This is a genomic window from Stappia sp. ES.058 (genome assembly GCF_900105595.1).
GTDB lineage: Bacteria > Pseudomonadota > Alphaproteobacteria > Rhizobiales > Stappiaceae > Stappia.
Genome location: NZ_LT629784.1, coordinates 1,767,990 through 1,791,402 on the forward strand (window position 1 = coordinate 1,767,990; position 23,413 = coordinate 1,791,402).

The following is a 23,413-nucleotide window of genomic DNA, read 5'->3' on the forward strand; positions in this document are numbered from 1 at the left end:
TTCCCCCCGTTTCAACTATCGACATACCTGGAAAGCTCCCCGGATTTCCTCAAATCTCCCGCAGATGATCCCGCCCCACTGATACCCGGTGCGATCGCCGCGATAGCGGATGCGGAACCAGTCGTAGCCGTTCATCTCCACGCCGGTGTTTTCAAGAAGCGTGATGGTTTCGCCCTCGCTGAGACTATCGACGCGTCCCGCCTGCATGCTGGGCCCGGACCTCACGATCCCGCCCCAGCTTGCCGCTTCGGGCAGAGCGCCGCCATTTGCGGGCGTCTGCGGTTGGCCGGCGGTTTGCGACGCATTCGATCGGGTCTCCTGGCGGGCCTTCACCTGTGCGAGATAAAACTCGTAGGCGAGCGGGTTTTCCCGGGAGAGCCGCGAGAGATACCTGCAGATGTCTGCCCCGGCGGGGCCAAGCCTCGCCCTGGCGCAGGTGCTGAGGGTAAGGGTGGAACTCGCAAGCCCGGGCGGCGGGGTCAGGTCGCCCGTCGGCCGCGTCTGGGAATACGGATTCCCATCGGTTGAAAAACCGGGAGGCGGCGGTACCGAGCCCGGGTTTTGACCCTGCCCGCCTGTCGTGGGTTGCCGAGGGAAACCGGGCTGTTGTTGCTGCTGAGGGTATCCGGATTGCTGTTGCCCGTATCCGGGCGGCGGAGGGGAGGACGGGCGCTGGCCGGCCAGGCCCTGCCCCTGCCCCTGCCCCTGCGGCGCGCCCCGGTTTCCCGAGCCCTGATTGGCCGGCGGCTGAAAGTTGTCGGCAACCCGCGGGGGACGCTGCCGCCCGTCCCGCGCCACTGTCACCTCCTGGAACCGGAAGTTCTGGGTCTGATAGGTCATGACCGGCTGGCGGTTGATGCCGAAAATCCAGCTCAACCCGGGCTGGCTATTGATGTCACGCGTGCCTTGCGCCGCGATTTGTCCGACAAGCTCCGGCTGATTGGACTGCGGATCGACGACATAGAAATCGACGGGCTGTGAGAACGGGTTGATCACGCGCAATTGCACGCGGCTCTGGGCGCCTTGCGCGGCGCGTCCGTTGTTGGACGGTGCCTGCTGTTGCTGTCGCGGCTGTCCCTGGAACTGCGGCTGCCGCTGGGGCTGAAGCGGCTGGAGGGGCTCAAGCCGCTGGGATTGCGGCTGCCCCTGCCCGCCCGACTGCGCTGTCGCAGCGTTCGCACCCAACACCACCATCCCCGCAAGCAGGACCCCATGTTTAAACAACGCCAGCCTTGTCATAATATCTTCCCGTATAGGTCTTTCCGACAGCCTACAAAATACAGCGAGGGCTACAACCCTACGTGATTTCTGACCTTCCCCCGATGAATGTCACATGAACGCCTTGTTAAAGTAGGGTACACTTGCGATCTGTGAAAAGTCATCGGTCACCATATGCGGCAAAGATCGTAGCAGCAACAATCAGACGTTCGCACATCTTGAGTCATTCGAAGGGGGGAACCCATGACGCACGTTCTACCAAGGGTGAAATTCAGGACGACGATTTTCAGAAGTCTTGTCGCCGCGGCCGCCTTTGCCGTCCTGACCGCTGCAACGGCGCAGGCACTCTCCATCTCGATGCAAAGCCCTCTGGAGGGGCGGTGGCATCAGACCTGGTCCAATGCAGGCAACTGTGCGGACTGCACCGTGACGATCTCGCCCATCGACTCGTATGGCACCAAGCTTCTTGTCGAGGCGAGTAACGGATGGACGGCTCTCATTTTCAAGGACCCCGATGACTTCGTGGCCATCGGAGCCGGCGCCTGGTCGGAAAGTGTGGGAGGCCTGTATGGGGGCAAGTTCTTCGAGCTGAATGCCACCCTTGAAGAGGGCAGCCTGAAGCTCTTCATGGACATGGTCGACCCGGAGTTCGCGACCCCGGTGGAAGCGGCCTTCGTGCGCATGCGCGAACCTCTCACGCAATACGACTCCGTTCCACGGGCTTACGAGCCGGAAGCCCGCTATGACACGGTTCCGCCCAGGCCCGGTGCACCTGTCGATCGGTGACACGACACTGCCTCGTGTCGGCCTTGGGCGTCCATCAAACACCGCCTCGCACGGTAATGACCAAGATTTGCCTTGTTTGACTCGTCTTTCACCTCGGACTTTACTTTGGGGAAGGCGAGTTCAGATAAAACCTTCGAAAAAAACGTCATCCGAAACCGTCAGGTCGGATCTTTTACCTGAAACACGTTCTGCCTGTCCAAAGAGCACATAAAGCGCGACCGGCATCTGGAGGGGATTAATGCAACGTCTTGATAAAACTCTTGGCCGCGTGGATTTGGCCGCACCTTTTTCTGGATCCGGCGGATTGAAGCGAAACTGGAACCGGAACGTGTCGATGGCTGCAATTGTCTGCGCCTTCCTGACGGTTCCCCAGCCTGCTCTCGCCGAAGAGGACATTCGCGACGTGCCGCTCCGCGATGCCCCGATCCTGCTCGCGCAAAACCAGCCCCGACAATCTCAGGGCGGACAAGTGGCGGTCGTTGTGAACCGGTTCGAAAACAGGACAGGCGCGACGATCGATCTCCTCAGGGTCGAAAACGGCGGCTACCGGCTGCTGGCACAGATCCCGCCGAACACGGCCTACAACTACAGCACCCGATATGCCGAAACCCTGGCGTTCGGGTACAACGGCCAGGCGATCCTGGCAACGCACCGCATCGTCGGCAACATCGGCGAGACAATCCCGATCCCGCTCGGACCCGACCTGCTCGCGCGCGCCGGAATCCAGCCGCCGCAACAAGGCCCGGTGGCACAGCCGCAATTGCCACCCGGTGGCCAGACGCAATTGCCGCCCGGCGGCCAGCAGCAGGCGCGCCCCTCGCAAGGCGAGCAACAGCCGGGCCAACAACGCCAGGCGCAACTGCCGGGCCGGCTTCCCGCCGGGGGCAAATTGCCCGGATCGGACGACGAGGTCCCCGAACCGCCGAAAGGCGCGTTCGCAGCGCCGACGCCTCAACCCACTGCGCCGCCGCCGGTGACCGATGCCGAGGTCATCCCGAAGCAGAACCCCGAACTGGCGGCCGTACCGGAGCGTCGGGCCTTCCGCAATCAGCCGTGGAGCGAGAGCCCGCATAGCACCTACATGATGTGGTCCCCGGGAAGCACAGATGCACTGGCTATCAATCAGCACGGCGAATTCGAGTATGTCGGCATCAATCAGAACCAAAGCGCCGGCACCTGGTTCTTCGAGCAGCCCGAGGGTGCGGAGCACATCGTCATCCGCAACGTGCAGGAGCCGGACAAGGCCCTCTTTGTTCCTCAGGGAGCCGGCGACGGGACGCAGGTGCGCTTCGGTCCGGAAGGGATCGACAGCCCGTCGGGTCGCTGGAAGAAGGAAGCACATCTGATCGACTATTCGATCTTCAGGTCCGTCTCCAATCCGAACCTGACATTGTCGCACAGGAACGGCCGCCTCACCGTGACCTCACAGGACGCCACCGATCCGAATTCCAAGGCCGTCTGGATGGCCTACAGCGTCGGCGACATGAAGGAATTGATGGGGATCATCACGGAGAACATCGACAGTTTTGCCGAGATGGCCGACAATTTCTCCGCTCTCGAGCGCGAACAGGCGGAAAAGAAGCGCCGCGAGCTCGAGGAAGAAGAAAAGCAACGTCTCGCCTTGCAGCGGAAACCGTGGCTGTCCGGCGGAGGACAGGGACAGCATCACATGACCATGCGCCTGGGCGTCGATACGGTCGAGGAGCCGGTCCCCGGCAAGGTTCACAGCCTGCGCTATTATTTCGATGTTGCACCCTATCCTTACATGCGCAGAGGCATCTATCGGACCCACACCGTCGACGAGCAACAAGTGGAACTGAGGATCCGGCCCGAGGTCTTTGCCTGGGCGGAGAACAACCTGCTCTACGTCAGGGTCAAGACCTCCGAAGGCACGAGCATGAGCATGCTCAAGAACGGCAGAGGCCCCTCGATCGACGATACCCTGAACACCTATTACATCGGCAACGCCTCGGTCGGCCTCTGGGCCACCGGCGGTTCGGCCGAACAGATCTCGCCGTCGAACGAGAACACCGTGACGGACGCGGGCACGAGCTCCGATTCAACAAGCGGCATCGACATCAGTACCGAGTCCCTTGGCGGAAACTATTCGGAGTCCCGTGGGACGAATACGAATTTTCAGGTCTACGACTACCGGATTTCCGGGAAAAAGGACAGGCAGGGCGCACTCTATACCTACGAAGGGTGCGGTCTTTCCGTCACGATTCAACAAGACGACAACTGCACCTACAGCGGGCCGCAGGACCTGTGGCTGCCGAGCACCAACACGGTCCGCAACCTCAAGGCGATTTCCCTGAACATGCCGTTGCTGATCACGGATACGATCTTCATCATCGACCCGAAGTCCGTCTACTGGGCCGACGAGGACCACCGTCAATACGGCATGGTCACCGTGATGATGAACGTCGGCTTCAATCTCCATGCCCTGGACGTTGTCCAGGTGCGCCAGGCGGAGCAGTCGAAGGCCAAGTCGGGGTGGGAAGAGTTCAAAGGCGGGTTCGAGTTCGTCTATCGACCGGACAAGTGGGACTTCTCCAAGTCGCTCGCAGATCAGGACATCGTACGCAAGCACACGATGAAGGCGAAAACCTTCGCGCGACCGGGAAGGTTCGATATCAATCTGCGGCTCGACGTCTCGCAGCTTAAACCGTTCCTGAACATCAATTGAGCCTGGAGGCGAGACCGAAATGACGCATGATCCTTCGATCCACTCAGCCCGGCCCTGCCTCTTTCCTGATGGCAAGGCACGCGGGGAACAGATGAAATCCGCCTCCGGGCTGGCACGCTCCGGCGCCGCGGCCGTTCTGCTCGCCGGTGCCAGCACGCTGGTCCTGACGACGACAGGCACACCTGCCGGCGCGTTGCCGATCCGGCCGATGTTGTCCCCGCTGGCGGCAAGTCACGGCCCTGCCGACGTTCAGCCTGTGAACGACACCGTCCGGCGTCTCAATCGCAACAGAAGCAATGACAGTTCCAGCGGAAGCGGACGGTCGGGGAGCTTCAGCCGTTCGGGGAGCGGAGTGTCCAGTCGATCGAACGGATACGACGGCGGCTCGTCCGGCGACGTCCCGCGCGACAACGGCAGCAACGCCTCCGGCAGCCAGGGCGGCGGCAACGACCGGTACGGCCGGGTCCCGCAAGGACGCAACAACAACAACGGTTCCGGAAGCGGCTACGACGGAAATTCGTCCGGCGGCTACGCCGGGTCCGGCGGAAGCGGATACGACGTCGCTCCCCCGCCGCGGTTCCCCAACGGCCCCTACGACAAGGCGCCGGCAAACAGGGCCAACAACGGGGGCTACGATCGTGCCCCCGCACCGAACAACGCTTCGGGTGCTGCGGCCAACAACGGCGGTTATGACCTCGCCCCCGCCCCGAACAACGCGCCGGGCGCTGCGGCCAACAAAGGTGGCTATGACCTCGCCCCCGCGCCGAACCGCCCGCAGCTGCAAAGACGCAATGCCGTACGCAGCGGGCTGAACGCCGGCTATCAGGACCTTCCCCTGAGGCCTGCCGACAATGGCAACCAGGCCTATCAGGATCTCCCGTTGAGACCCGCGGGCCAGGGCAATCAGTCCTACCAGGACCTCCCGCTGAGGCCGGCCGACAACGGCGGCTACCAGAACCTGCCCGCCAACGCCGGAAACGGAGGTTACCAGAACCTCCCCGCAAACGCCGGCAACGGCGGCTATCAGAACCTGCCTGCGAATGCCGGCAACGGCGGCTACCAGAACCTTCCGGCAAACGCCGGAAACGCCAACGCGAACGACGGCAACTACGCGCCGCTCGATATTGCGGGCTCTCCCTACCAGCGGCCCGGCGTTTCCGTTGGACAGTACCAGGCAAATCCCGGCCAGCCGGGCGCGCGACCGCAAGTTCCCGATGGTATCCGCCCGGTCTATGCGAACACGCCGCAGTATCAGCGTCCCAATCTGCGCCCCGATCCCAACTATCAGGACGCGCGGCTCAATCCGAACCAGCCGCAGAACGGCAACGTGCCGCAGTACCAGCGGCCCAACCTGCGCCCCGATCCCAATTACCAGGACGCACGGCTCAACCCCAACCAGCCGCAGAACGCCGGCGCGGGCGGCGGATACGAGCGTTTGAACGACGATCTCATGCGCCCGAATGACAACAACGCGCCAAATGCCTACGACCGGCCCGCCGCGCGGCCGGGCAATGGACAGGACGGCTACCAGAACCTTCCGGCCAACGCCGGCAACGGCGGCTACCAGAACCTGCCCGCCAACGCCGGAAACGGAGGTTACCAGAACCTCCCCGCAAACGCCGGCAACGGCGGCTATCAGAACCTGCCTGCGAATGCCGGCAACGGCGGCTACCAGAACCTTCCGGCAAACGCCGGAAACGCCAACGCGAACGACGGCAACTACGCGCCGCTCGATATTGCGGGCTCTCCCTACCAGCGGCCCGGCGTTTCCGTTGGACAGTACCAGGCAAATCCCGGCCAGCCGGGCGCGCGACCGCAAGTTCCCGATGGTATCCGCCCGGTCTATGCGAACACGCCGCAGTATCAGCGTCCCAATCTGCGCCCCGATCCCAACTATCAGGACGCGCGGCTCAATCCGAACCAGCCGCAGAACGGCAACGTGCCGCAGTACCAGCGGCCCAACCTGCGCCCCGATCCCAATTACCAGGACGCACGGCTCAACCCCAACCAGCCGCAGAACGCCGGCGCGGGCGGCGGATACGAGCGTTTGAACGACGATCTCATGCGCCCGAATGACAACAACGCGCCAAACGCCTACGACCGGCCCGCCGCGCGGCCCGGCAATGGACAGGACGGCTACCAGAACCTTCCGGCCAACGCCGGCAACGGCGGCTACCAGAACCTCCCCGCCAACGCCGGAAACGGGGGCTACCAGAACCTGCCTGCGAACGCCGGCAACGGCGGCTACCAGGATCTGCCCCTGAATGCGGGCAATGGCGCAAACTCCGGGTATCAGGACTTGCCGGTCCGGCGTGGCCAGCCCCGCCCCCAGAACGGGCCCAACAACCCCTACGATCGCGCAAACACGCCTCTGGATGGCGGCAATAACAACTACGATCGAGCCGACGCTCCGCTGGGAGGGCAAGAATGACCCTCTGGGCGCATTCCCTGGAAAGCCGGAGCGCAAGCCACGCACGCGGGCTTGCGGCTTCGGCTGCGGTTTGCTGTCTCGCGGTTTTCGCAAGCTTGACCTCGCCGGTGCAGGCGGAGACGTTCGGACCGGAAAATCCGGACGGACTGGTCTGGTCGCTCAATACCTTCACCGACGACCGTGGGCGGTCGACCACCGCACTGTCCTATGCAATCCCGGAAACCGACGCCTATCTTTTCACCGCAAGTTGCATGTCCGGGCGTCGAGGTCCCGGCGTCGAGGTGGTTCTGTCCCTCGACTTCGGGGAACGCGAGAACGGAGATCCGGTCGACGTGGCTTTCGGCTCCGGAGACTATGAGGCGACTTATTCCGGCAACGTGCGGATGATCGGCAGCGAGGTGGCCGGCATCGTCGTGCGGGTTGCCCTGAACGACGACTTCTGGACGGTGATGAAACGGGAGACCCCTTCCCTCACCTTTCATGTCGCCGACGAAGCGGATCGCGATTTCCGCTATACGCCGCTTCGCGGTGTTTCTGCAGGCGTTCAGAAATTGCGCGAGCAATGCATCGACTATTTCGACGCCTTCGACGCAAGCACGCCGTCCGAACTGTCAGAACCCATCCTCTACGAATGTGAAGACGGATCGACCTTCTCGGCGCGCTTCGACAATTCCCGGTCCTATTCGACAGCGGAACTCACGGTGGCCGGCACCACGGTGCAGCTGATCCAGGAAATCTCGGCCTCCGGCGCATTGTATGTCGGCGGACCGATCAGGCTTCACACCAAGGGTGACGATGCCTTCCTGGAAATGGCCGGAGAAGGTCGCACCTGCTCATCAGCAACGGAGTAGCCGGCGCCCTTCATATGCCGGTCGTTGAACCTTCGCGATTCCATTTCGAAGGTTTGCCGGTCGTCAGGGCGGAATTCGTCCTCCGCGCGACGTGTGCGATCTTCTCCGGAAAACGGCGTGCGGGCGGAAACCCTGCAAAACCACTTGGCAGCGTTCCGCAAGGCCGATCCAAGGGTTGCGAATAGATCCTCCCGCGTTTATAGAAGCGCCAGAGAGTGAGCCGATAGCTCAGTTGGTAGAGCAACTGACTTTTAATCAGTAGGTCCAGGGTTCGAGCCCCTGTCGGCTCACCACTTTCAAAAAATTGAATTTAAATGACTTTTTGTGTCGCTTTCGGTTTTGAGAGTGACGCATCCAACCCGTTTGTGACGTTCTTCCTCGCTCACACGCCAAGAAGCCGACCGAACCGATCTCCAAAAACCGGTTTGCGCGGTCGCCAGTCCTGCATGCCGGCGAAAGCCCAGCCCCTCCGGCTACGTTCGCGATTGCCCATCAGGCACCCGCACCGTCCATCGCCGGCGGCGCGCCGTCACGGGAACCGGAAGCGCCCGCCGCATCCGCACCCTTGTAGATCCCCTTCACGCGTTCACGCAGGATCTGCATCGCTACATAGAGCACGGGGATCAGGACGACGCCGAAGAGCGTGGCAAACAGCATGCCCCCGAAGACCGCAAAACCGATGGCCTGCTGGCTGGCCGCGCCCGCGCCGTTGGCGACCAGGAGCGGAACGACGCCCAGCAGGAAAGACAGCGCCGTCATGATCACCGCGCGGAAGCGCAAGTGCGCGGCCGCACGTGCGGCCTCGATGATCGACTTGCCGGCCGCGCGTTCCTCCATCGCAAACTCGACAATCAGGATCGCGTTTTTGGCGCCAAGCCCGACGAGCATGATCATGCCGATCTGCGTATAGAGATTGACGTCGCGCCCGGTCACCAGAACCGCGACGAACGCACCGAGAAGCGCCACCGTCACCGACATCAGGATCGCGACGGGCATCGACCAGCTTTCGTACTGGGCGACCAGGAAGAGATAGGCGAACAAGATGGCGAGAAGGAGAATGAAGATCACGATGGCGCCCGTCCCCTGCTGCTGCAGGGCGGATCCGGTCCATTCATACGTGTAACCCGGCGGCAGGGCTTCCTGTGCCGCCGCCTCGAGCTCGTTCATCACGACGCCGGTCGAAGTCCCCGCGCCCGGGTCCGCATTGAACGACGCTGCCCGGAACATGTTGTAACGGTTGAGGATCTGCGGACCGAGCGTGTTTTCCACGCTCGCCAGCGTGCGCAGGGGGACCATGTTGCCGTCCTGCGAACGCACATACAGCCGGCCGATGTCTTCAGGCCGGTTGCGGAAAGTTCCTTCGGCCTGAATCATCACTTTGTAGACCCGGCCGAACAGATTGAAGTCGTTGATGTAATAGGAGCCCAGATAGGACTGGAGCGTCAGGAAGACATCGCCGATCCCGACCTGGAGGAGCTTCGCCTTGCTGCGGTCGAGATCGATGAAGAGTTGGGGCACATTCGCCCGAAAGGTTGAATAGGCCTGCGCGATTCCCGGCCGCTGATTGGCGGAATAGACCATCGAGCCGATGGCGGACGCAAGATCCTGCGGCGTGCCGCCTCCGGTCTGCTGGATTTTCATCTCGACGCCGCCGGTTGTTCCGAGACCCGGGATCGGCGGCGCATTGAAGGCGATGATGTTTGCTCCCGAGATCGTCGAGAACTCGCGCCAGAGCTTGGCGAGAATGCCGTTGGCACTCAGGTCCGGCGTCTGGCGCTCGCCCCAGGGCTCAAGCGTAACGATCAGCAGCGCGGTGTTCGGCGCGAGGCCGGAATTGAGGATGGAAAACCCGTTCACCGTGACAACGTTCTCGATGCCGTCGACGGATTCCAGCCGGCCCTCGATGTCCTTGGTGACCGCGGTCGTTCGCGGCAGGGCCGCGCCATCCGGCAACTGGACGTCGACCATCAGGTATCCCTGATCCTCAAGCGGCAGGAACCCCTTGGGAAGCCGTCCGCCGAGCAGGACGATCAGGCCGATGGCGAGGGCAACGGCGCCGATGCCGAGGATGGAACGCGGCAGGAGCCGCGACACCACGCCGACATAGCCGTTCCGAAGCCGGTCGACCACGGATTCAAACACCGCAAAGACGCCTTTTGGCGGGCCGTTTCTCGACTTCAGGATCAGCCCGCAAAGCGCCGGAGACAACGTCAGCGCGTTGATTGAGGAGATCACCACGGAGACCGAAATCGTGGTCGCGAATTGCGAATAGAGCCGGCCGGTGATGCCCGGCATGAACATCGTCGGAACAAAGACGGCAAGCAGGACCAGCGTGGTGGCGATCACCGGCGTGGTGATCTGGACCATCGCCTTGGCGGTCGCTTCCTTTGGCGAAAGCCCCTCGTCTGCCATGATCCGTTCGACGTTCTCCACGACGATGATCGCGTCGTCGACGACGATGCCGATGGCCAGAACCAGTGCAAACAGCGAGATCGTGTTGAGCGACATTCCCGCGGCGAGCAGGATCGCGAAGGTGCCGATCAAGGACACCGGGATCGCCACCAGCGGGATCAGCGTCGCCCGCCAGTTGCCGAGGAAGACAAAGACCACCGCAACGACCAGCGAAAAGGTCAGCAGCAGTGTCGTAACCACGTCCTGAAGGGATTTCTGGACGAAATCGGTGGTGTTGAAGGGAACCTCGTAGGACATATCCTTGGGGAAGGCCTTCGAGAGCTCGTCCAGTCGCGACAGCACGCCCTCCGAAACGGCCAGCGCGTTGGCGCCGGGCGCCTGATACACGGCCAGAACCGTGGAAGGCCTGCCGTTGAACCGACCGTTCGCGGAATAGAACTGCGACCCCAGCTCGACCCGCGCGACGTCGCGAATGCGAACGACCGCGTCATCGGCGCCGGTGCGCAGGACGATATTCTCGAATTCCTCCACGGTGCTGAGCCGCCCCTGTGCGGTCACCGTGTACTGGAACTGCTGGCCGTCGGGCACCGGCGGCGCACCGATCTGTCCGGCCGCGACCTGCACGTTCTGGTCGCGGACGGCGGAAATGAAATCCGATGGCGTCATTGCGAGACTGGCCAGACGGTCGGGATCAAGCCAGATCCGCATGCCGTAGGCAAAATCGGTCAGGACATCCGCCTTGCCCACGCCCTGAACACGGGCAAGTGCATCCTTCAGGTAGATCGACGCATAGTTGGACAGAAAGACCTCGTCATGATCCTCGTTCGAGGAATAGAGCGTCACCACCAGCAACATGTTGGTGCTGGCCTTCTGGACCGTGACACCGTTCTTGGTGACGTCGCTCGGCAACTGGCTGGTCGCCTGGCTGACGCGGTTTTGCACATTGACCGCCGCGATGTCGGGATCGGTTCCAACCGCGAAGGTGACATTCAGCGAATAGCTGCCGTTGTTGCTGCTGTTCGACGACATGTAGATCATGTTGTCGACACCGTTGACCTGCGCCTCGATCGGCGCCGCAACGGTTTCCTCCAGCACGGTCGCATTGGCGCCGCTGTAGCTTGCCGACACATTCACCACCGGCGGGGTGATGTTGGGAAACTGTTCGACCGGCAGCGAGAGATATCCGAGAACGCCGGCAATCGTGATGACGAGGGAAACGACCAGCGCGAACTTCGGCCGATAGATGAAGATGCGTGAAAACATCCGGGCCTACTCCGACTTGTCGTCGGCAAGAACGGCGTTCACCGAAACGCCCGGTCGAACCTTTTGCAGCCCTTCCGTAATGACCCTCTCGCCCACCTGCAATCCGCTCTTCACCACGAACTTGGTATCAATCTGCTCGCCCAGTTCGACATGGCGCTGTTCGACGTTCTCCTGGCTGCCGACGGCAAGCACAAAGGGCCCGCTCTGGTCCCGCTGCACCGCCGACTGCGGAATCACGATTTCCTTGGCGCTTTCGCCCGCTTCGATCACGACGGTGACGAACGTGCCGGCGACCAGAAGGCGGTCGGCGTTGGGAAACTGCCCGCGGATCGCGATCGTGCCCGTTGCCGGATCGACGGAATTGTCGATAAAGACGATCTTGCCGTCTTCCTTGTATCTCTGACCGTTGGGAAGAAGGATATGAATATCGGGCTGCTTCCCGCTTTCCTTCAGATTTTCAGGCGAACCGCCAGTGCTGCGGACGGCGTCCAGATAGTCCTTCTCGCTGATCGAAAAGCTGACATACATCGGCGCGGTGCGCACCAGTCGGGCTATCGGCCCGGACGTCGGCCCCACGACATCGCCGACGCTGAAGTTCGTCTTGCCGAGCTGGCCGTCGAAAGGCGCATGAATATCCGTGTAGGAAAGATTGAGGTTCGCCTGCGTGACTGCGGCCTTGGCCGCATCGACGGCGGCCTCCGCCTGTTCCTTGGCCGCCAGCGTTGCCTGGTACTTGGCCTTGGAGACATGGCCCTTGTCGAAAAGGTCCTTGTCGCGTTCCAGGTCCGCGGCCTTGAGAGCGGCTTCCGCCTCCGCGCGTGCCGCCTCCGCCTTCGCGGACGCGAGCGCTGCCTCGTAAGGCGCGCGTTCGATGGTGAACAGCAAGTCGCCGGACTTCACCGTCGCGCCGTCAGGGACCTTCTTGCTGTCCAGGAACCCGGACACGCGTGAAATCAGATTGACATTGTCGACCGCCGCGATCTGGCCGACGAACTCCGCCGACTGGCGAACGTCCTGGCTGACAGCCGCGGCTACGGTCACCGATGGCGGCGGCGCCTTGGGCGCAGATGCCTCCTCGGAGGGGCTGCAGGCGCCGAGCGCTCCCGCAAGCCCGATGGCAATCGCCAGACGTCGCATCCGGTTTCCGGCAGTCGCCATTTCGAAAATCTCCATGAAAGCCAGTCTTTCTTCGCGCTCACAACACGACGGCAAGAGCACAATTTGTCCAAACGTTACACAGCAATGTCACGGAAAAACAAGCGACAATCCGAAACTGGCCGAAGACGGCACGACCAGCCCTTCGGGAGCGGACCGCGTTTCCACTCCCCTATCCCCGCAGGCCGCCTCAATCCGCAAACGTTCGCCGCCAGAAAACACGACCGCGCTTATGCGCGGCTGACCGTCGATCAACTCCACCGTTTCATGGAACAGCCGCTCATAGGCGTGCGGCGTCATCAGCTTGAGATCTCCGCGCGGTGTCGCGATGGTGATGCCGAGGCTTGTTGCGCGCATTGCCCGCTCGCCGGTAAAGGCGGAGTAGAAGATGTGATGCATCGCCGGCTCATCGCACACGACAACCACGCTCCCGAGGGCTCGAACGCCGTTTCGATGGGTTTGATAGGTAGACGACCAGAAGTTCTCGGGAAAACGGTGGAAGCAAGTGAAGAACCCGTTATCGGCATCCTCCGGATCCCTGGTAAAGGTCAGGTCGAAGCCGACCTTTCGGGTGCCACCATCGGAAAGCGCCTGCGACCGCTCGAAGGAAAAGGGCGCGAACACCGGAAGCCCGGCATGTTCAAACGCCGCGCGATCCGCATCCGGATCCCGGCTTTCAAGCACGAGCATCGATCCGCCCTCGCGCGTCTTCAGAAAATCGCGGTTGAAGGCGCCGAAGGAGAAGGCATCGTCCTTCGCCTCGGGAATGTCGGCCCCCTCCCCCATGGCGAGCAATTCAAGGAAAAAGCCGTCCAGCTGAACCAGGCGGTTCTCGGTGCCCCATGGGTGACGGGCCCGCGGCGTGACCGTGAAGCCAAGCGCTTCGACGCAGGCTGCCGCAGCATCGAGATCAGTGACAGCCCAAACCAGATGATCGAATCCGCGTGCAGTCATGGCGCACCTCTTGTTGTTCTTTGCGGCGCCGGCTGGCGTTCGGACAGGCCACTTGCAACGGGACGTTACACCAATCGACTTTGCTCGACTGCCGCCGCAACAAAAGAGGCGAACAGCGGGTGCGGTTCGAATGGTCGGGACTTGAGCTCAGGGTGGTATTGCACGCCGATGTACCAGGGATGACCCGTGATCTCCACGGTTTCAGGCAATTCGCCGTCCGGCGACGTGCCTGCGAAGGTCAGTCCGGCGCTCTCGAGGCGCGAGCGATAGGTGATGTTCACCTCGTAGCGATGCCGGTGGCGCTCCGAAATCGACTCACTCTCGTAGATTTCAGCGATGCGGGATCCGGGCTGGAGGGCCGCCGGATAGGCGCCGAGCCGCATCGTCCCGCCAAGTTCCCCGTCTTCCTTGCGCACTTCGAGCGTGTTGCCGCGCGCCCATTCCGTCATCAGGCCGACCACCGGTTCGGGCGTTTCGCCAAATTCTGTCGAGTTAGCCTCCGTGATCCCGGCCAGATTGCGGGCGGCCTCGATCACCGCCATCTGCATGCCGAAGCAAATGCCGAAATAGGGAACGTCGTGCGTGCGGGCGAATTTCGCGGCCGCGATCTTGCCTTCCGCACCGCGCTCGCCAAAACCGCCTGGCACCAGGATGCCGTGCACGTTTTCAAGCCAGGGCGCGGGATCTTCCTTTTCGAAGATCTCCGATTCGATCCACTCGATGTTGACGCGCACGTGGTTGGCGATCCCGCCATGCACCAGCGCCTCGATCAGCGACTTGTAGGCGTCCTTGAGCACCGTGTACTTGCCGATGATCGCAATCGTCACCTCGCCTTCGGGATTGGCAAGGTTTTCGGAGATCTCGGTCCAGCGCGACAGGTCGAGCGCCGGCGCGCCGGTGATGCCGAAAGCCGCGAGCACTTCTTCGTCGAGGCCTTCCTCGTGATAGGCGATCGGAACATTGTAGATCGATTTCACGTCATAGGCCGGGATCACCGCGCCTTCGCGCACGTTGCAGAACAACGACAGCTTGCGGCGTTCGCTTTCCGGAATCTTGCGGTCGCAGCGGACCATCAGGATATCCGGTTGGATGCCGATCGAGCGCAGTTCCTTCACCGAATGCTGCGTCGGCTTGGTCTTGAGTTCCCCGGCCGACGCGATGAAGGGCATCAGCGTCAGGTGAATGTAGACCGCATGGCCGCGCGGCAGCTCGTTGCCGAGCTGGCGGATCGCCTCGAAGAACGGAAGCGCCTCGATGTCGCCGACGGTGCCGCCGATCTCGCACAGAACGAAGTCATACTCCTCGTTGCCGTCGAGCACGAAGGCCTTGATCGCATCGGTCACATGGGGAATCACCTGGACCGTTCCGCCCAGATAATCGCCGCGGCGTTCCCTGGCGATGATATTTTGGTAGATGCGCCCGGTGGTGATGTTGTCGCGTTTGTTCGCGGGACGTCCGGTGAAGCGCTCGTAGTGTCCGAGATCGAGATCGGTCTCCGCGCCATCGTCGGTGACGAAACACTCGCCATGCTGATACGGGCTCATCGTCCCCGGATCCACATTGAGATAGGGGTCGAGCTTTCGCAGGCGGACCCGATATCCGCGAGCCTGAAGAAGAGCACCGAGAGCCGCAGACGCAAGCCCCTTGCCCAGTGAGGACACCACGCCGCCGGTGATGAAGATGTATCGCGCCATGGACCAATACCATATCGCCGCGAGCGCTGATTCGAACGCCCGTCGGTATTTAACACACAAGAAAATGCCCCGCGAGATCATCGCGGGGCATGCGAAGAGACGAAAAGACGCCGCGCCGTGCCCTATTGAGCGGGCGGAACCTGGGGACCGTCAGGCACCGGAGCCGGCTTGATCTGATCGAGGATCCCGTTGCCGCTCGACCCGTTTTCGCCTGCGGGCGCGGTTGGCGCGCCGGGCACGGCATCCAGAATCGAGGCAGGACGCTCGTCGTTCTTGGCAATGATCGCAAGACCAAGCGATGTCGCGAAAAAGACGGCGGCAAGGGCTGCCGTTGCACGCGTCAGGATATTGGCGCTGCCGCGCGCCGACATCATGCCGCCTCCGCCGCCGCCGCCTCCGCCGCCCATACCAAGGGCGCCGCCTTCCGAGCGCTGCAAGAGAACGACAAGGACGAGCGCGAGCACGACCATCAGGTGAATGACGATGATTACGGTTTCCATCGAGGACCAGTCTTTGATAGCGGATTTGAGCCGGGTTCTACACCAAGGCGCGCCGGGATTCCACCCTTGATGGGATTCCGATGCAATGAAACGAAAACCTTATCCGGCAGCGGCGACAATCGGCAGAAAGTCCGCCGCTTTCAGGCTTGCGCCACCAACGAGCGCACCATCGACATCGGCGATCCCAAGAAGCTCAACGGCATTGCCCGCCTTGACCGAGCCTCCGTAGAGAAGACGAACCGCCGCGAAGGCCTCGCCGAACCGCTGAACGAGCTCACCGCGCATGAAGGCATGCATTTCGGCCACGTCGTCGACCGTCGGCGTCAATCCCGTCCCGATCGCCCACACCGGCTCATAGGCAATGACGAGCGTTTCGGGGGTCGCCCCCTCGGGGACTGATTCTTCAAGCTGACGCCCAACCACCGCAAGCGCCTCCCCTGCCTTGCGCTCGGCTTGCGTCTCACCGACGCAGACGATGGCGGTCAGTCCTGCGCGCCACGCGGCACATGCCTTAGCGTTAACGGTAGCGTTGTCCTCGCCGTGGTCCGCACGGCGTTCCGAATGTCCGACGATCACATAGGACGCGCCGGCGTCCGCAAGCATTTCGGCGGCAATGTCACCAGTGTGTGCGCCACTTGCCGCGGCATGACAGTCTTGTCCGCCAATCTGCACGCCACTCCCGAAAACCTTCTGGACCGCTGCCGCGATCATCGTCGCCGGCGGACAGATCGCAACGTCCGCCGATCCCTTGCCTGCGCGTACGTCGTCCGCGATGCGGATGAGTTCCTCCAGCGCGCTCCCCAGACCGTTCATCTTCCAGTTGCCGGCAACGAGCGGCTTTGAAACCTTCGACATTCGAAACCCCGTATTTCTTCTCTGGAGCCGCGGTGCGGCCACCTGCTTCATATGGGGCCGCCGACCTGTATTTCAGGCCCCGGTGCTAGCAGAAATCCGGATTTGATCAAGATAATGGCGTCTCGGATTTCGCCGCCTTGCCCGTAGCCGCCGTCGTCTCTATGATCCGCCCGCTCCGGATGCGGCGCTGTGATCGCATTCTTTATGTTCGCCCTAGAACCGACGGATTTCCCAATGCTCGATACTCTGCGCGCTGGCGCAAAGTCCTGGATTTCAAAACTCCTGATTGGCCTGCTCGTGATCAGTTTCGCGATCTGGGGCATATCGGGCGACCTGCTGAACGTCGGGGGCGACCGTGTGGCCACGGTCGGCGACGAAAAGGTATCGCTCGAAGCCTTCGACACCGCCTACCGGCGCGAGCTCGACCGGATCGGTCAACGAATCGGACGCCCTCTTACAAGGGCGGAGGGCGCTTCGCTCGGTCTGCCCGGCCAGGTGCTCGGGCGCCTCGTCGCGGAAGCGTCTCTGAACCAGACGGCAAACGATCTCAATCTCGGCGTGACGGACGAGGAATTGGTCCGCCTGATCCAGTCGGCCCCGGCCTTCCAGTCCCCGGGCGGCGGTTTCAACCGTGCCCGGCTCGTCCAGATCCTCCAGGCAAACGGGCTGACGGAAGACCAGTTCGTCGAGGAGCGCCGGCTGCTCGAGGAGCGCCTGCAGATCGCCGAAGCGATCAGCGGCGGCCTTACGACGCCACAGCCCATGCTCGAAGCGTTCAACCAGCATGCCAAGGAAGAACGCAGCGTCAATTACATCGTTCTCGACCGCGACGCCGCCGGCGAGATCGCCGCGCCGAGCGATGAAGACCTCACCCGCTATTTCGAGGACAATCTGGCGGCGTTCCGCGCCCCGGAGTATCGCAAGATCGCGGTGCTTGAGATCACGCCCGACCGTGTTGCGCGCCCTGGCGAGATCAGCGAAGGCGACGTGAAGCGAGAGTATGAATCTGCGGGAGGCCGCTTCGGCGAAGTCGAGCAACGGCGTATCCTGCAGTTGACCTTGTCGTCCGAAAAAGACGCCGATGCAGTGCGCCAGGCGCTCGCCGAAGGCAAGAGCTTCGAGGAAATCGTCGAGGAGCGCGGCACGACCATCGACGCGATCGACCTTGGCTCAATGAAGCGGTCCGACCTGATCGACCCCGCGATCGCCGATGCGGCCTTTTCCCTTGGCGAAGGTGAAGTGTCCGACATCGTCGATGGACGTTTCTCTCCGGTCGTCCTGAAGATCGCCGAGATCACTCCGGCCCGCAAGACGCCCTTGGCCGAGGTTGCCGACACGCTTCGTCAGGAAATCGCACTCCGGCTCGCCGAGCGCGAGGTGCTCGACCTGCACGACGAAGTCGAGGACGCACGCGCCGGTGGCGCGACGTTGACCGAGGTCGCCGAGCGTTTCTCCCTGACCCTCGACACGCCGCCGGCGTTCGACACGGCCGGCAAAACCATGGACGGGACCGAAGTCGACCTTCCCGATGCCGCCGATCTTGTTTCCGATACATTCGAGAGCGACGTCGGTATCGAGGCAGATCCGCTGCAGCTTGGACGCACGGGCTTTGTCTGGTTCGAAGTGAGCGATGTCATTCCCGCGCGCGACCGCGCGCTTGAAGAGGTTCGCGACAACGTCGTCGCCGCCTGGACGCAGGAACAAAGGACCGAGCGTCTTGATACACTGGCAAGCGAGGTCCTCGTTGAGCTCGACGACGGCAGGACGCTGGAGAGCATTGCGCAGGAACGCGGTCTGCAGGTCAGCACCGCCGAAGGACTGCGCCGAAACGCCGAAAACGACGTCTTCTCTCCGGGCGCCATCGAAGGTGTCTTTTCCGGCCCCGTCGGCACGACGGGACGGGCCGCGCGTGACAGCGATGGCGCGCGGATCGTGTTCAAGGTCGAAGCGGTCAATTCACCGGCTTTCTTCCGCGCGGACGGAGAAATCGCGGCGCTCGACAACCGTCTTGGCGAAGCGCTTCAAAATTCGGTGGTCGGCGAATACGTCAGCCAACGTCAGTCGGCCCTTGGCGTCAGCGTGAACCAGTCGAACATCAATCTTGTGATCGGACAGGGCGGCGGCTAGGCCCTGCGTGAGCGGCAAGGCTTCGCGGATCGCGTGTCCGCGATTGCCGGCCGGCCGGCACGTTTCCGTCGACGGACGACATTGAAAGGACGAGCCAGTGAGCAATCTCAAGAGTCTGATTGCGAAGGCAGCCGACGGAACACCTCTTACCCGCGACGAGGCCCGCGAGGCGTTCGACATCATCATGTCGGGCGCCGCGACGCCCTCGCAGATCGGCGGTTTCCTGATGGCCTTGCGGGTGCGAGGCGAGAGCATTGACGAGATCGCCGGCGCTGTTGCGACGATGCGGGCAAAGATGCTGCCCGTGGATGCGCCCGCGAACGCCGTGGACGTCGTGGGAACCGGCGGAGATGCATCGGGAAGCTACAACATCTCGACCTGTTCCGCCTTTGTTGTTGCCGGTTGCGGCGTTCCGGTGGCCAAGCACGGCAACCGGTCGCTGTCGTCCAAGTCGGGCGCCGCCGACGTGCTGACGGCGCTCGGCGTGAACATCGACATCAAGCCCGAGCGGATCAGCCGCTGCATTCGCGAAGTCAGCCTGGGTTTCATGTTCGCTCCCAACCACCATTCCGCGATGAAACATGTCGGCCCGGCCCGCACGGAGCTTGGCACGCGCACGATCTTCAATCTACTCGGCCCGCTGTCCAATCCGGCGGGCGTCAGCCGACAGATGGTCGGGGTATTCGCCAGGCAGTGGGTCGAGCCGATTGCCCATGTTCTCAAATCGCTCGGGTCGCAGGCGGCCTGGGTGGTTCACGGCTCGGATGGCCTCGACGAAATTACCACCACAGGTCCGACAAGCGTTGCAGCCCTTGAAGACGGCAAGGTCCGCACATTCGAGATCTCGCCGCTCGACGTCGGCCTTTCGATCTCACGTCCGGAAGACCTGAAGGGCGGGGAAGCGAAAGAAAACGCTGCCGCGCTGAAAGCGGTTCTGGAAGGTGCCCGCAACGCCTACCGCGACACTGTCCTGATGAACGCCGGCGCAACACTTTTGGTCGCCGGACACGCGGCTGAACTGCGTGAGGGCGTGTCGCAGGCCGCACAGGCAATCGACAGCGGTGCGGCCATGGAACGTTTGAATCACCTGGTTCAGGTTTCGAATGATGGAAACGGCAATGGCTGACATTCTTGCCCGCATCGAAGTCTACAAGCGCTCGGAAATCGCCGCCGCAAAGGCGAAGGTGTCGCAAGCGGAAATAGAGCGACGCGCCGCGCAAGCGCCCAGCCCCCGCGGGTTTCAAAAAGCGCTCGAGACGCGCCGGGCTGATGACGACTACGGCCTGATCGCAGAGATCAAGAAGGCAAGTCCCTCCAAGGGGCTGATCCGTGCCGACTTCGATCCCCCTGCCCTTGCCCGCGCCTATGAAGAAGGCGGAGCCGCCTGCCTTTCCGTGTTGACCGACGGTCCGTCCTTTCAGGGCGCGCCCGAGTATCTGGGCGCGGCGCGCGACGCCTGTCAGCTGCCGGTTCTGCGCAAGGACTTTCTCTACGACACCTATCAGGTCTACGAAGCGCGGGCCTGGGGTGCGGATTGCATCCTGATCATTCTGGCCGCGCTGGACGACGAGACGGCCGCTGCACTGGAGGCCACTGCCGTCGATCTTGGCATGGACATCCTGCTTGAGGTTCACAACGCTGAGGAGCTGGAGCGCGCGCTTCGCCTGTCGTCCGCGATGGTCGGCATCAACAACCGGAACCTGAAGACATTCGAGACCAGGTTGGAAACAAGCGAAGAGCTTGCCCCACGGATCCCGTCCGGCAAGCTGGTCATCGGAGAATCGGGCCTCTTCGCCCCTTCGGATCTCGCCAGAATGTCGGCCTGCGGCATCTCCACCTTCCTGATCGGCGAGAGCCTGATGCGCCAGCAGGACGTTGCGGCTGCAACGCGCGCATTGCTCATGCGTGCGCCGGCCGCCGCGCAATAGCCCACGCCTGACGCCCGGCCGAGCAGGACGCACCATGACCACCAAAGACCCAAGACTGACCCATCTGGACGAGACCGGCGCCGCAAACATGGTCGATGTGTCCTCCAAGGACGTCACCACACGCGAGGCGACAGCGGAGGGCTACGTCCGGATGAAACCGGAAACGCTGGAGATGATCCGGTCCGGAAATGCGAAGAAGGGGGACGTGGTCGCCACGGCGCGGATCGCCGGCATCATGGCGGCGAAACGCACACATGAGCTCATCCCGCTGTGCCATCCCCTCGCCTTGTCGAAGGTGGCCGTCGACATCGAAGCCGACGCGAGCCTGCCCGGGCTGAAGGTTACCGCCTACGCCAAGCTTGCCGGCCAGACCGGCGTCGAGATGGAAGCACTCACGGCCTGTTCTCTTGCTTGCCTGACGATCTACGACATGGCCAAGGCGGTTGATCGCGGCATGACGATCCAGGGTCTGCGCGTCCTGTCGAAGTCAGGCGGAAAATCCGGCGACTGGGTCGCAACATGACACTGATTTCCGTCGACGAGGCGCTCGCACGGCTTTTGCGCGGCGTAGCCCCGCTCGAGACGGAGGCGGTGGCGCTCGAAAACGCGAATGGGCGATGTCTCGCGCAGGACATTCGTGCAAGACGCACGCAACCGCCGTTTTCCGCCTCCGCCATGGACGGCTATGCGGTGCGCGCCGCTGATATCGCCACTGTGCCGGTCCGTCTGCGCGTGATTGGCGAAGCACCGGCCGGACACGGGTTTGCCGGTGAAATCGGCCCTTTTGAAGCCGTGCGGATCTTCACCGGCGCTCCGCTTCCGCGCGGCGCCGATACGATCCTCATTCAGGAAAATGCCGAACCGACCGGAGGCGATGGCTCGATTACTGCGCTGGAGACAGCCGACACGGGACGTTACGTGCGGCCGGCCGGTCTCGATTTTCGCGAGGGCGATGTCTTGCTGCAGGCTGGTTGCAGGCTCGGATTTTCCGAGTTGGCACTGGCGGCGGGCATGAACCATGCCACCCTTCCGGTCGTGCGCCGCCCCCGTGTCGCGATTCTCGCGACCGGAGACGAACTTGTGCCGCCGGGTGCGAATTCGGGTCCCGACCAGATCATCGCCTCCAATCACATCGGCGTGGGTGCAATCGTTGAAGACAACGGCGGCCTGCCGATCCATCTGGGCATCGCGGAAGACCGTCCGGATGCGCTGGCACGCAAGATTGCCGCGGCCCGCGAATGCCGCGCCGATGTTCTCGTGACCCTTGGCGGCGCATCGGTCGGCGATCATGATCTCGTTCAGGAGGCGCTGGGGAATGCAGGCATGCACCTCGCATTCTGGCGGATCGCCATGCGCCCCGGCAAGCCGCTGATGGCGGGACGGATCGGCTCGATGCAGGTGCTAGGGCTTCCGGGAAACCCGGTTTCCAGTCTCGTGTGTTCGCTGCTGTTCCTCAAGCCGTTGCTGGCCGCGCTGAGCGGGCTGCAGGCGCCCGCGCGTCTCACCGAACGCGTCCCGCTCGCGGCGCCAGTCGGCGAGAACGACCGTCGCGAAGACTATCTCAGGGCACGTCTCGAGATCGAAGGCGACGGAACCGAACGCGTCAAACCATTCGACAAGCAGGATTCTTCCATGCTCACGACATTGGCCAGCGCCAACGCACTGATCGTGCGCCCTCCACATGGACCGGCCCTGCCGTCCGGAACTCCCGTGCCGGTAATCCGCATCTCCGGCCGCTGAGCCTGTTGTGGAACAAGGCAAGAACAGTTAGACTATGTTCATGATTTGTCCGTAGTCTGAGTCGAATGGCATTGGGGATCCCGTCGGATGTTGACGCGCAAGCAGCACGAATTGCTCCTGTTCATCCATGAAAGGCTCAAGGAGACCGGCGTTCCGCCGTCTTTCGACGAGATGAAGGATGCGCTTGATCTCCGATCCAAGTCAGGCATTCATCGCCTGATCACGGCGCTGGAAGAACGCGGCTTCATTCGCCGGCTTCCCAACCGCGCCAGGGCGCTTGAAATCGTCAAGCTTCCGGAATCGGTTGCGCCGGGTCTCGCCGCCCCGCGCAGTCAGGGGTTCTCGCCATCGGTGATCGAGGGATCGCGCGGGAAGATGCCTCCCGCAGCCCCGCAGCCGGCCCTTCCCGACAGCGAAAGCGTATCGATCCCGGTCATGGGGCGGATCGCGGCCGGAGTTCCGATCGAGGCGATCCAGTCACACAGCCACACCATTTCCATGCCAGCCGATCTGTTGGGTGCTGGAGAGCACTATGCGCTCGAAGTGCGGGGCGATTCCATGATCGACGCCGGCATTCTGGATGGAGACACCGTCGTCATTCGAAGGTCTGACAGCGCCGACAGCGGCGATATCGTGGTCGCGCTGATCGACGATGAGGAAGCAACCTTGAAGCGCCTGCGCAAGAAGGGCGAGTCGACAGCTCTTGAAGCGGCGAACCCGGCCTATGAGACGCGGATCTTCGGACCAGGCCGCGTGCGGGTCCAGGGCAAACTGATCTCCCTGTTTCGTCGGTACTGACCAGGGCCTATCGAA

General features: G+C 62.8%; 17 protein-coding genes and 1 tRNA gene. 11 read left to right on the top strand and 7 right to left on the bottom strand.

Going from position 1 to position 23,413, the window contains the following annotated elements; genetic code table 11:
* Window positions 1-15: 15 nt before the first annotated feature.
* On the bottom strand, window positions 16-1,239 hold the full coding sequence (locus BLU32_RS08260) for an SH3 domain-containing protein (protein WP_093806054.1): 1,224 nt from the start codon (window positions 1,237-1,239) through the stop codon (window positions 16-18).
* Between the two features lie 222 nt (window positions 1,240-1,461).
* Between BLU32_RS08260 and BLU32_RS08265 the strand changes: the two genes are divergently transcribed.
* The 5 genes from BLU32_RS08265 to BLU32_RS08285 all read left to right on the top strand — a co-directional run bounded on the left by BLU32_RS08265 (window position 1,462) and on the right by BLU32_RS08285 (window position 8,265).
* Complete coding sequence (locus BLU32_RS08265; protein ID WP_157727578.1) at window positions 1,462-2,004, top strand: hypothetical protein; 543 nt, start codon at window positions 1,462-1,464, stop codon at window positions 2,002-2,004.
* A 334-nt stretch (window positions 2,005-2,338) separates the two neighbouring features.
* Window positions 2,339-4,690 carry a hypothetical protein gene (locus BLU32_RS08270; RefSeq protein ID WP_093806058.1) on the top strand — a complete coding sequence of 784 codons (2,352 nt, stop codon included), beginning with the start codon at window positions 2,339-2,341 and terminating at the stop codon, window positions 4,688-4,690.
* Window positions 4,691-4,781: 91 nt separating this feature from the next.
* Window positions 4,782-7,121 carry a hypothetical protein gene (locus BLU32_RS08275; protein ID WP_093806060.1) on the top strand — a complete coding sequence of 780 codons (2,340 nt, stop codon included), beginning with the start codon at window positions 4,782-4,784 and terminating at the stop codon, window positions 7,119-7,121.
* A complete protein-coding gene (locus BLU32_RS08280; RefSeq protein WP_093806062.1) occupies window positions 7,118-7,972 on the top strand; it encodes an MliC family protein in 855 nt (284 codons plus the stop codon). Before BLU32_RS08275 ends, BLU32_RS08280 begins: the two co-directional genes overlap by 4 nt.
* 217 nt (window positions 7,973-8,189) lie before the next feature.
* Window positions 8,190-8,265: transfer RNA gene (locus BLU32_RS08285), tRNA-Lys, on the top strand.
* 199 nt (window positions 8,266-8,464) lie between these two features.
* Here BLU32_RS08285 and BLU32_RS08290 read toward each other — a convergent pair.
* The 6 genes from BLU32_RS08290 to tpiA all read right to left on the bottom strand — a co-directional run bounded on the left by BLU32_RS08290 (window position 8,465) and on the right by tpiA (window position 16,805).
* Window positions 8,465-11,647 (bottom strand): efflux RND transporter permease subunit, encoded by a 3,183-nt coding sequence (locus BLU32_RS08290; protein ID WP_093806064.1) that lies wholly within the window; start codon window positions 11,645-11,647, stop codon window positions 8,465-8,467.
* 6 nt (window positions 11,648-11,653) lie between these two features.
* Window positions 11,654-12,820 carry an efflux RND transporter periplasmic adaptor subunit gene (locus BLU32_RS08295; protein WP_208977000.1) on the bottom strand — a complete coding sequence of 389 codons (1,167 nt, stop codon included), beginning with the start codon at window positions 12,818-12,820 and terminating at the stop codon, window positions 11,654-11,656.
* A 72-nt stretch (window positions 12,821-12,892) separates the two neighbouring features.
* The gene (locus BLU32_RS08300) at window positions 12,893-13,756 is read right to left on the bottom strand and encodes a VOC family protein (RefSeq protein WP_093806066.1); all 864 of its coding nucleotides are present in this window, start codon (window positions 13,754-13,756) and stop codon (window positions 12,893-12,895) included.
* 65 nt (window positions 13,757-13,821) lie between these two features.
* On the bottom strand, window positions 13,822-15,450 hold the full coding sequence (locus BLU32_RS08305) for a CTP synthase (RefSeq protein ID WP_093806068.1): 1,629 nt from the start codon (window positions 15,448-15,450) through the stop codon (window positions 13,822-13,824).
* Between the two features lie 122 nt (window positions 15,451-15,572).
* Window positions 15,573-15,950 (bottom strand): preprotein translocase subunit SecG, encoded by a 378-nt coding sequence (gene secG / locus BLU32_RS08310; protein ID WP_093806070.1) that lies wholly within the window; start codon window positions 15,948-15,950, stop codon window positions 15,573-15,575.
* 99 nt (window positions 15,951-16,049) lie between these two features.
* Entirely contained in the window at window positions 16,050-16,805 is a 756-nt protein-coding gene (gene tpiA / locus BLU32_RS08315; protein ID WP_093810765.1) for a triose-phosphate isomerase, read from the bottom strand.
* A 234-nt stretch (window positions 16,806-17,039) separates the two neighbouring features.
* Here tpiA and BLU32_RS08320 point away from each other — a divergent pair, with 234 nt between their 5' ends.
* The 6 genes from BLU32_RS08320 to lexA all read left to right on the top strand — a co-directional run bounded on the left by BLU32_RS08320 (window position 17,040) and on the right by lexA (window position 23,398).
* Window positions 17,040-18,932, top strand: coding sequence for a peptidylprolyl isomerase (locus BLU32_RS08320; protein ID WP_093806072.1), 1,893 nt, complete (start codon window positions 17,040-17,042; stop codon window positions 18,930-18,932).
* Between the two features lie 97 nt (window positions 18,933-19,029).
* The gene (gene trpD / locus BLU32_RS08325) at window positions 19,030-20,058 is read left to right on the top strand and encodes an anthranilate phosphoribosyltransferase (protein ID WP_093806074.1); all 1,029 of its coding nucleotides are present in this window, start codon (window positions 19,030-19,032) and stop codon (window positions 20,056-20,058) included.
* A complete protein-coding gene (gene trpC, locus BLU32_RS08330) occupies window positions 20,051-20,860 on the top strand; it encodes an indole-3-glycerol phosphate synthase TrpC (RefSeq protein ID WP_093806076.1) in 810 nt (269 codons plus the stop codon). The genes trpD and trpC overlap by 8 nt, the downstream gene beginning before the upstream one ends.
* A 34-nt stretch (window positions 20,861-20,894) precedes the next feature.
* Window positions 20,895-21,383 carry a cyclic pyranopterin monophosphate synthase MoaC gene (gene moaC / locus BLU32_RS08335; protein WP_093806078.1) on the top strand — a complete coding sequence of 163 codons (489 nt, stop codon included), beginning with the start codon at window positions 20,895-20,897 and terminating at the stop codon, window positions 21,381-21,383.
* Window positions 21,380-22,600 carry a gephyrin-like molybdotransferase Glp gene (gene glp / locus BLU32_RS08340; protein ID WP_093806080.1) on the top strand — a complete coding sequence of 407 codons (1,221 nt, stop codon included), beginning with the start codon at window positions 21,380-21,382 and terminating at the stop codon, window positions 22,598-22,600. Before moaC ends, glp begins: the two co-directional genes overlap by 4 nt.
* Before the next feature lie 87 nt (window positions 22,601-22,687).
* Entirely contained in the window at window positions 22,688-23,398 is a 711-nt protein-coding gene (gene lexA / locus BLU32_RS08345) for a transcriptional repressor LexA (RefSeq protein WP_093806082.1), read from the top strand.
* Window positions 23,399-23,413 lie beyond the last annotated feature (15 nt).

Coding starts and splice junctions, on each gene's coding strand:
- BLU32_RS08260 (WP_093806054.1), bottom strand. CDS start 1,239: ATGACAAGGCTGGCGTTGTTTAAACATGGGGTCCTGCTTGCGGGGATG.
- BLU32_RS08265 (WP_157727578.1), top strand. CDS start 1,462: ATGACGCACGTTCTACCAAGGGTGAAATTCAGGACGACGATTTTCAGA.
- BLU32_RS08270 (WP_093806058.1), top strand. CDS start 2,339: ATGGCTGCAATTGTCTGCGCCTTCCTGACGGTTCCCCAGCCTGCTCTC.
- BLU32_RS08275 (WP_093806060.1), top strand. CDS start 4,782: ATGAAATCCGCCTCCGGGCTGGCACGCTCCGGCGCCGCGGCCGTTCTG.
- BLU32_RS08280 (WP_093806062.1), top strand. CDS start 7,118: ATGACCCTCTGGGCGCATTCCCTGGAAAGCCGGAGCGCAAGCCACGCA.
- BLU32_RS08290 (WP_093806064.1), bottom strand. CDS start 11,647: ATGTTTTCACGCATCTTCATCTATCGGCCGAAGTTCGCGCTGGTCGTT.
- BLU32_RS08295 (WP_208977000.1), bottom strand. CDS start 12,820: ATGGAGATTTTCGAAATGGCGACTGCCGGAAACCGGATGCGACGTCTG.
- BLU32_RS08300 (WP_093806066.1), bottom strand. CDS start 13,756: ATGACTGCACGCGGATTCGATCATCTGGTTTGGGCTGTCACTGATCTC.
- BLU32_RS08305 (WP_093806068.1), bottom strand. CDS start 15,450: ATGGCGCGATACATCTTCATCACCGGCGGCGTGGTGTCCTCACTGGGC.
- secG (WP_093806070.1), bottom strand. CDS start 15,950: ATGGAAACCGTAATCATCGTCATTCACCTGATGGTCGTGCTCGCGCTC.
- tpiA (WP_093810765.1), bottom strand. CDS start 16,805: ATGTCGAAGGTTTCAAAGCCGCTCGTTGCCGGCAACTGGAAGATGAAC.
- BLU32_RS08320 (WP_093806072.1), top strand. CDS start 17,040: ATGCTCGATACTCTGCGCGCTGGCGCAAAGTCCTGGATTTCAAAACTC.
- trpC (WP_093806076.1), top strand. CDS start 20,051: ATGGCTGACATTCTTGCCCGCATCGAAGTCTACAAGCGCTCGGAAATC.
- moaC (WP_093806078.1), top strand. CDS start 20,895: ATGACCACCAAAGACCCAAGACTGACCCATCTGGACGAGACCGGCGCC.
- glp (WP_093806080.1), top strand. CDS start 21,380: ATGACACTGATTTCCGTCGACGAGGCGCTCGCACGGCTTTTGCGCGGC.
- lexA (WP_093806082.1), top strand. CDS start 22,688: ATGTTGACGCGCAAGCAGCACGAATTGCTCCTGTTCATCCATGAAAGG.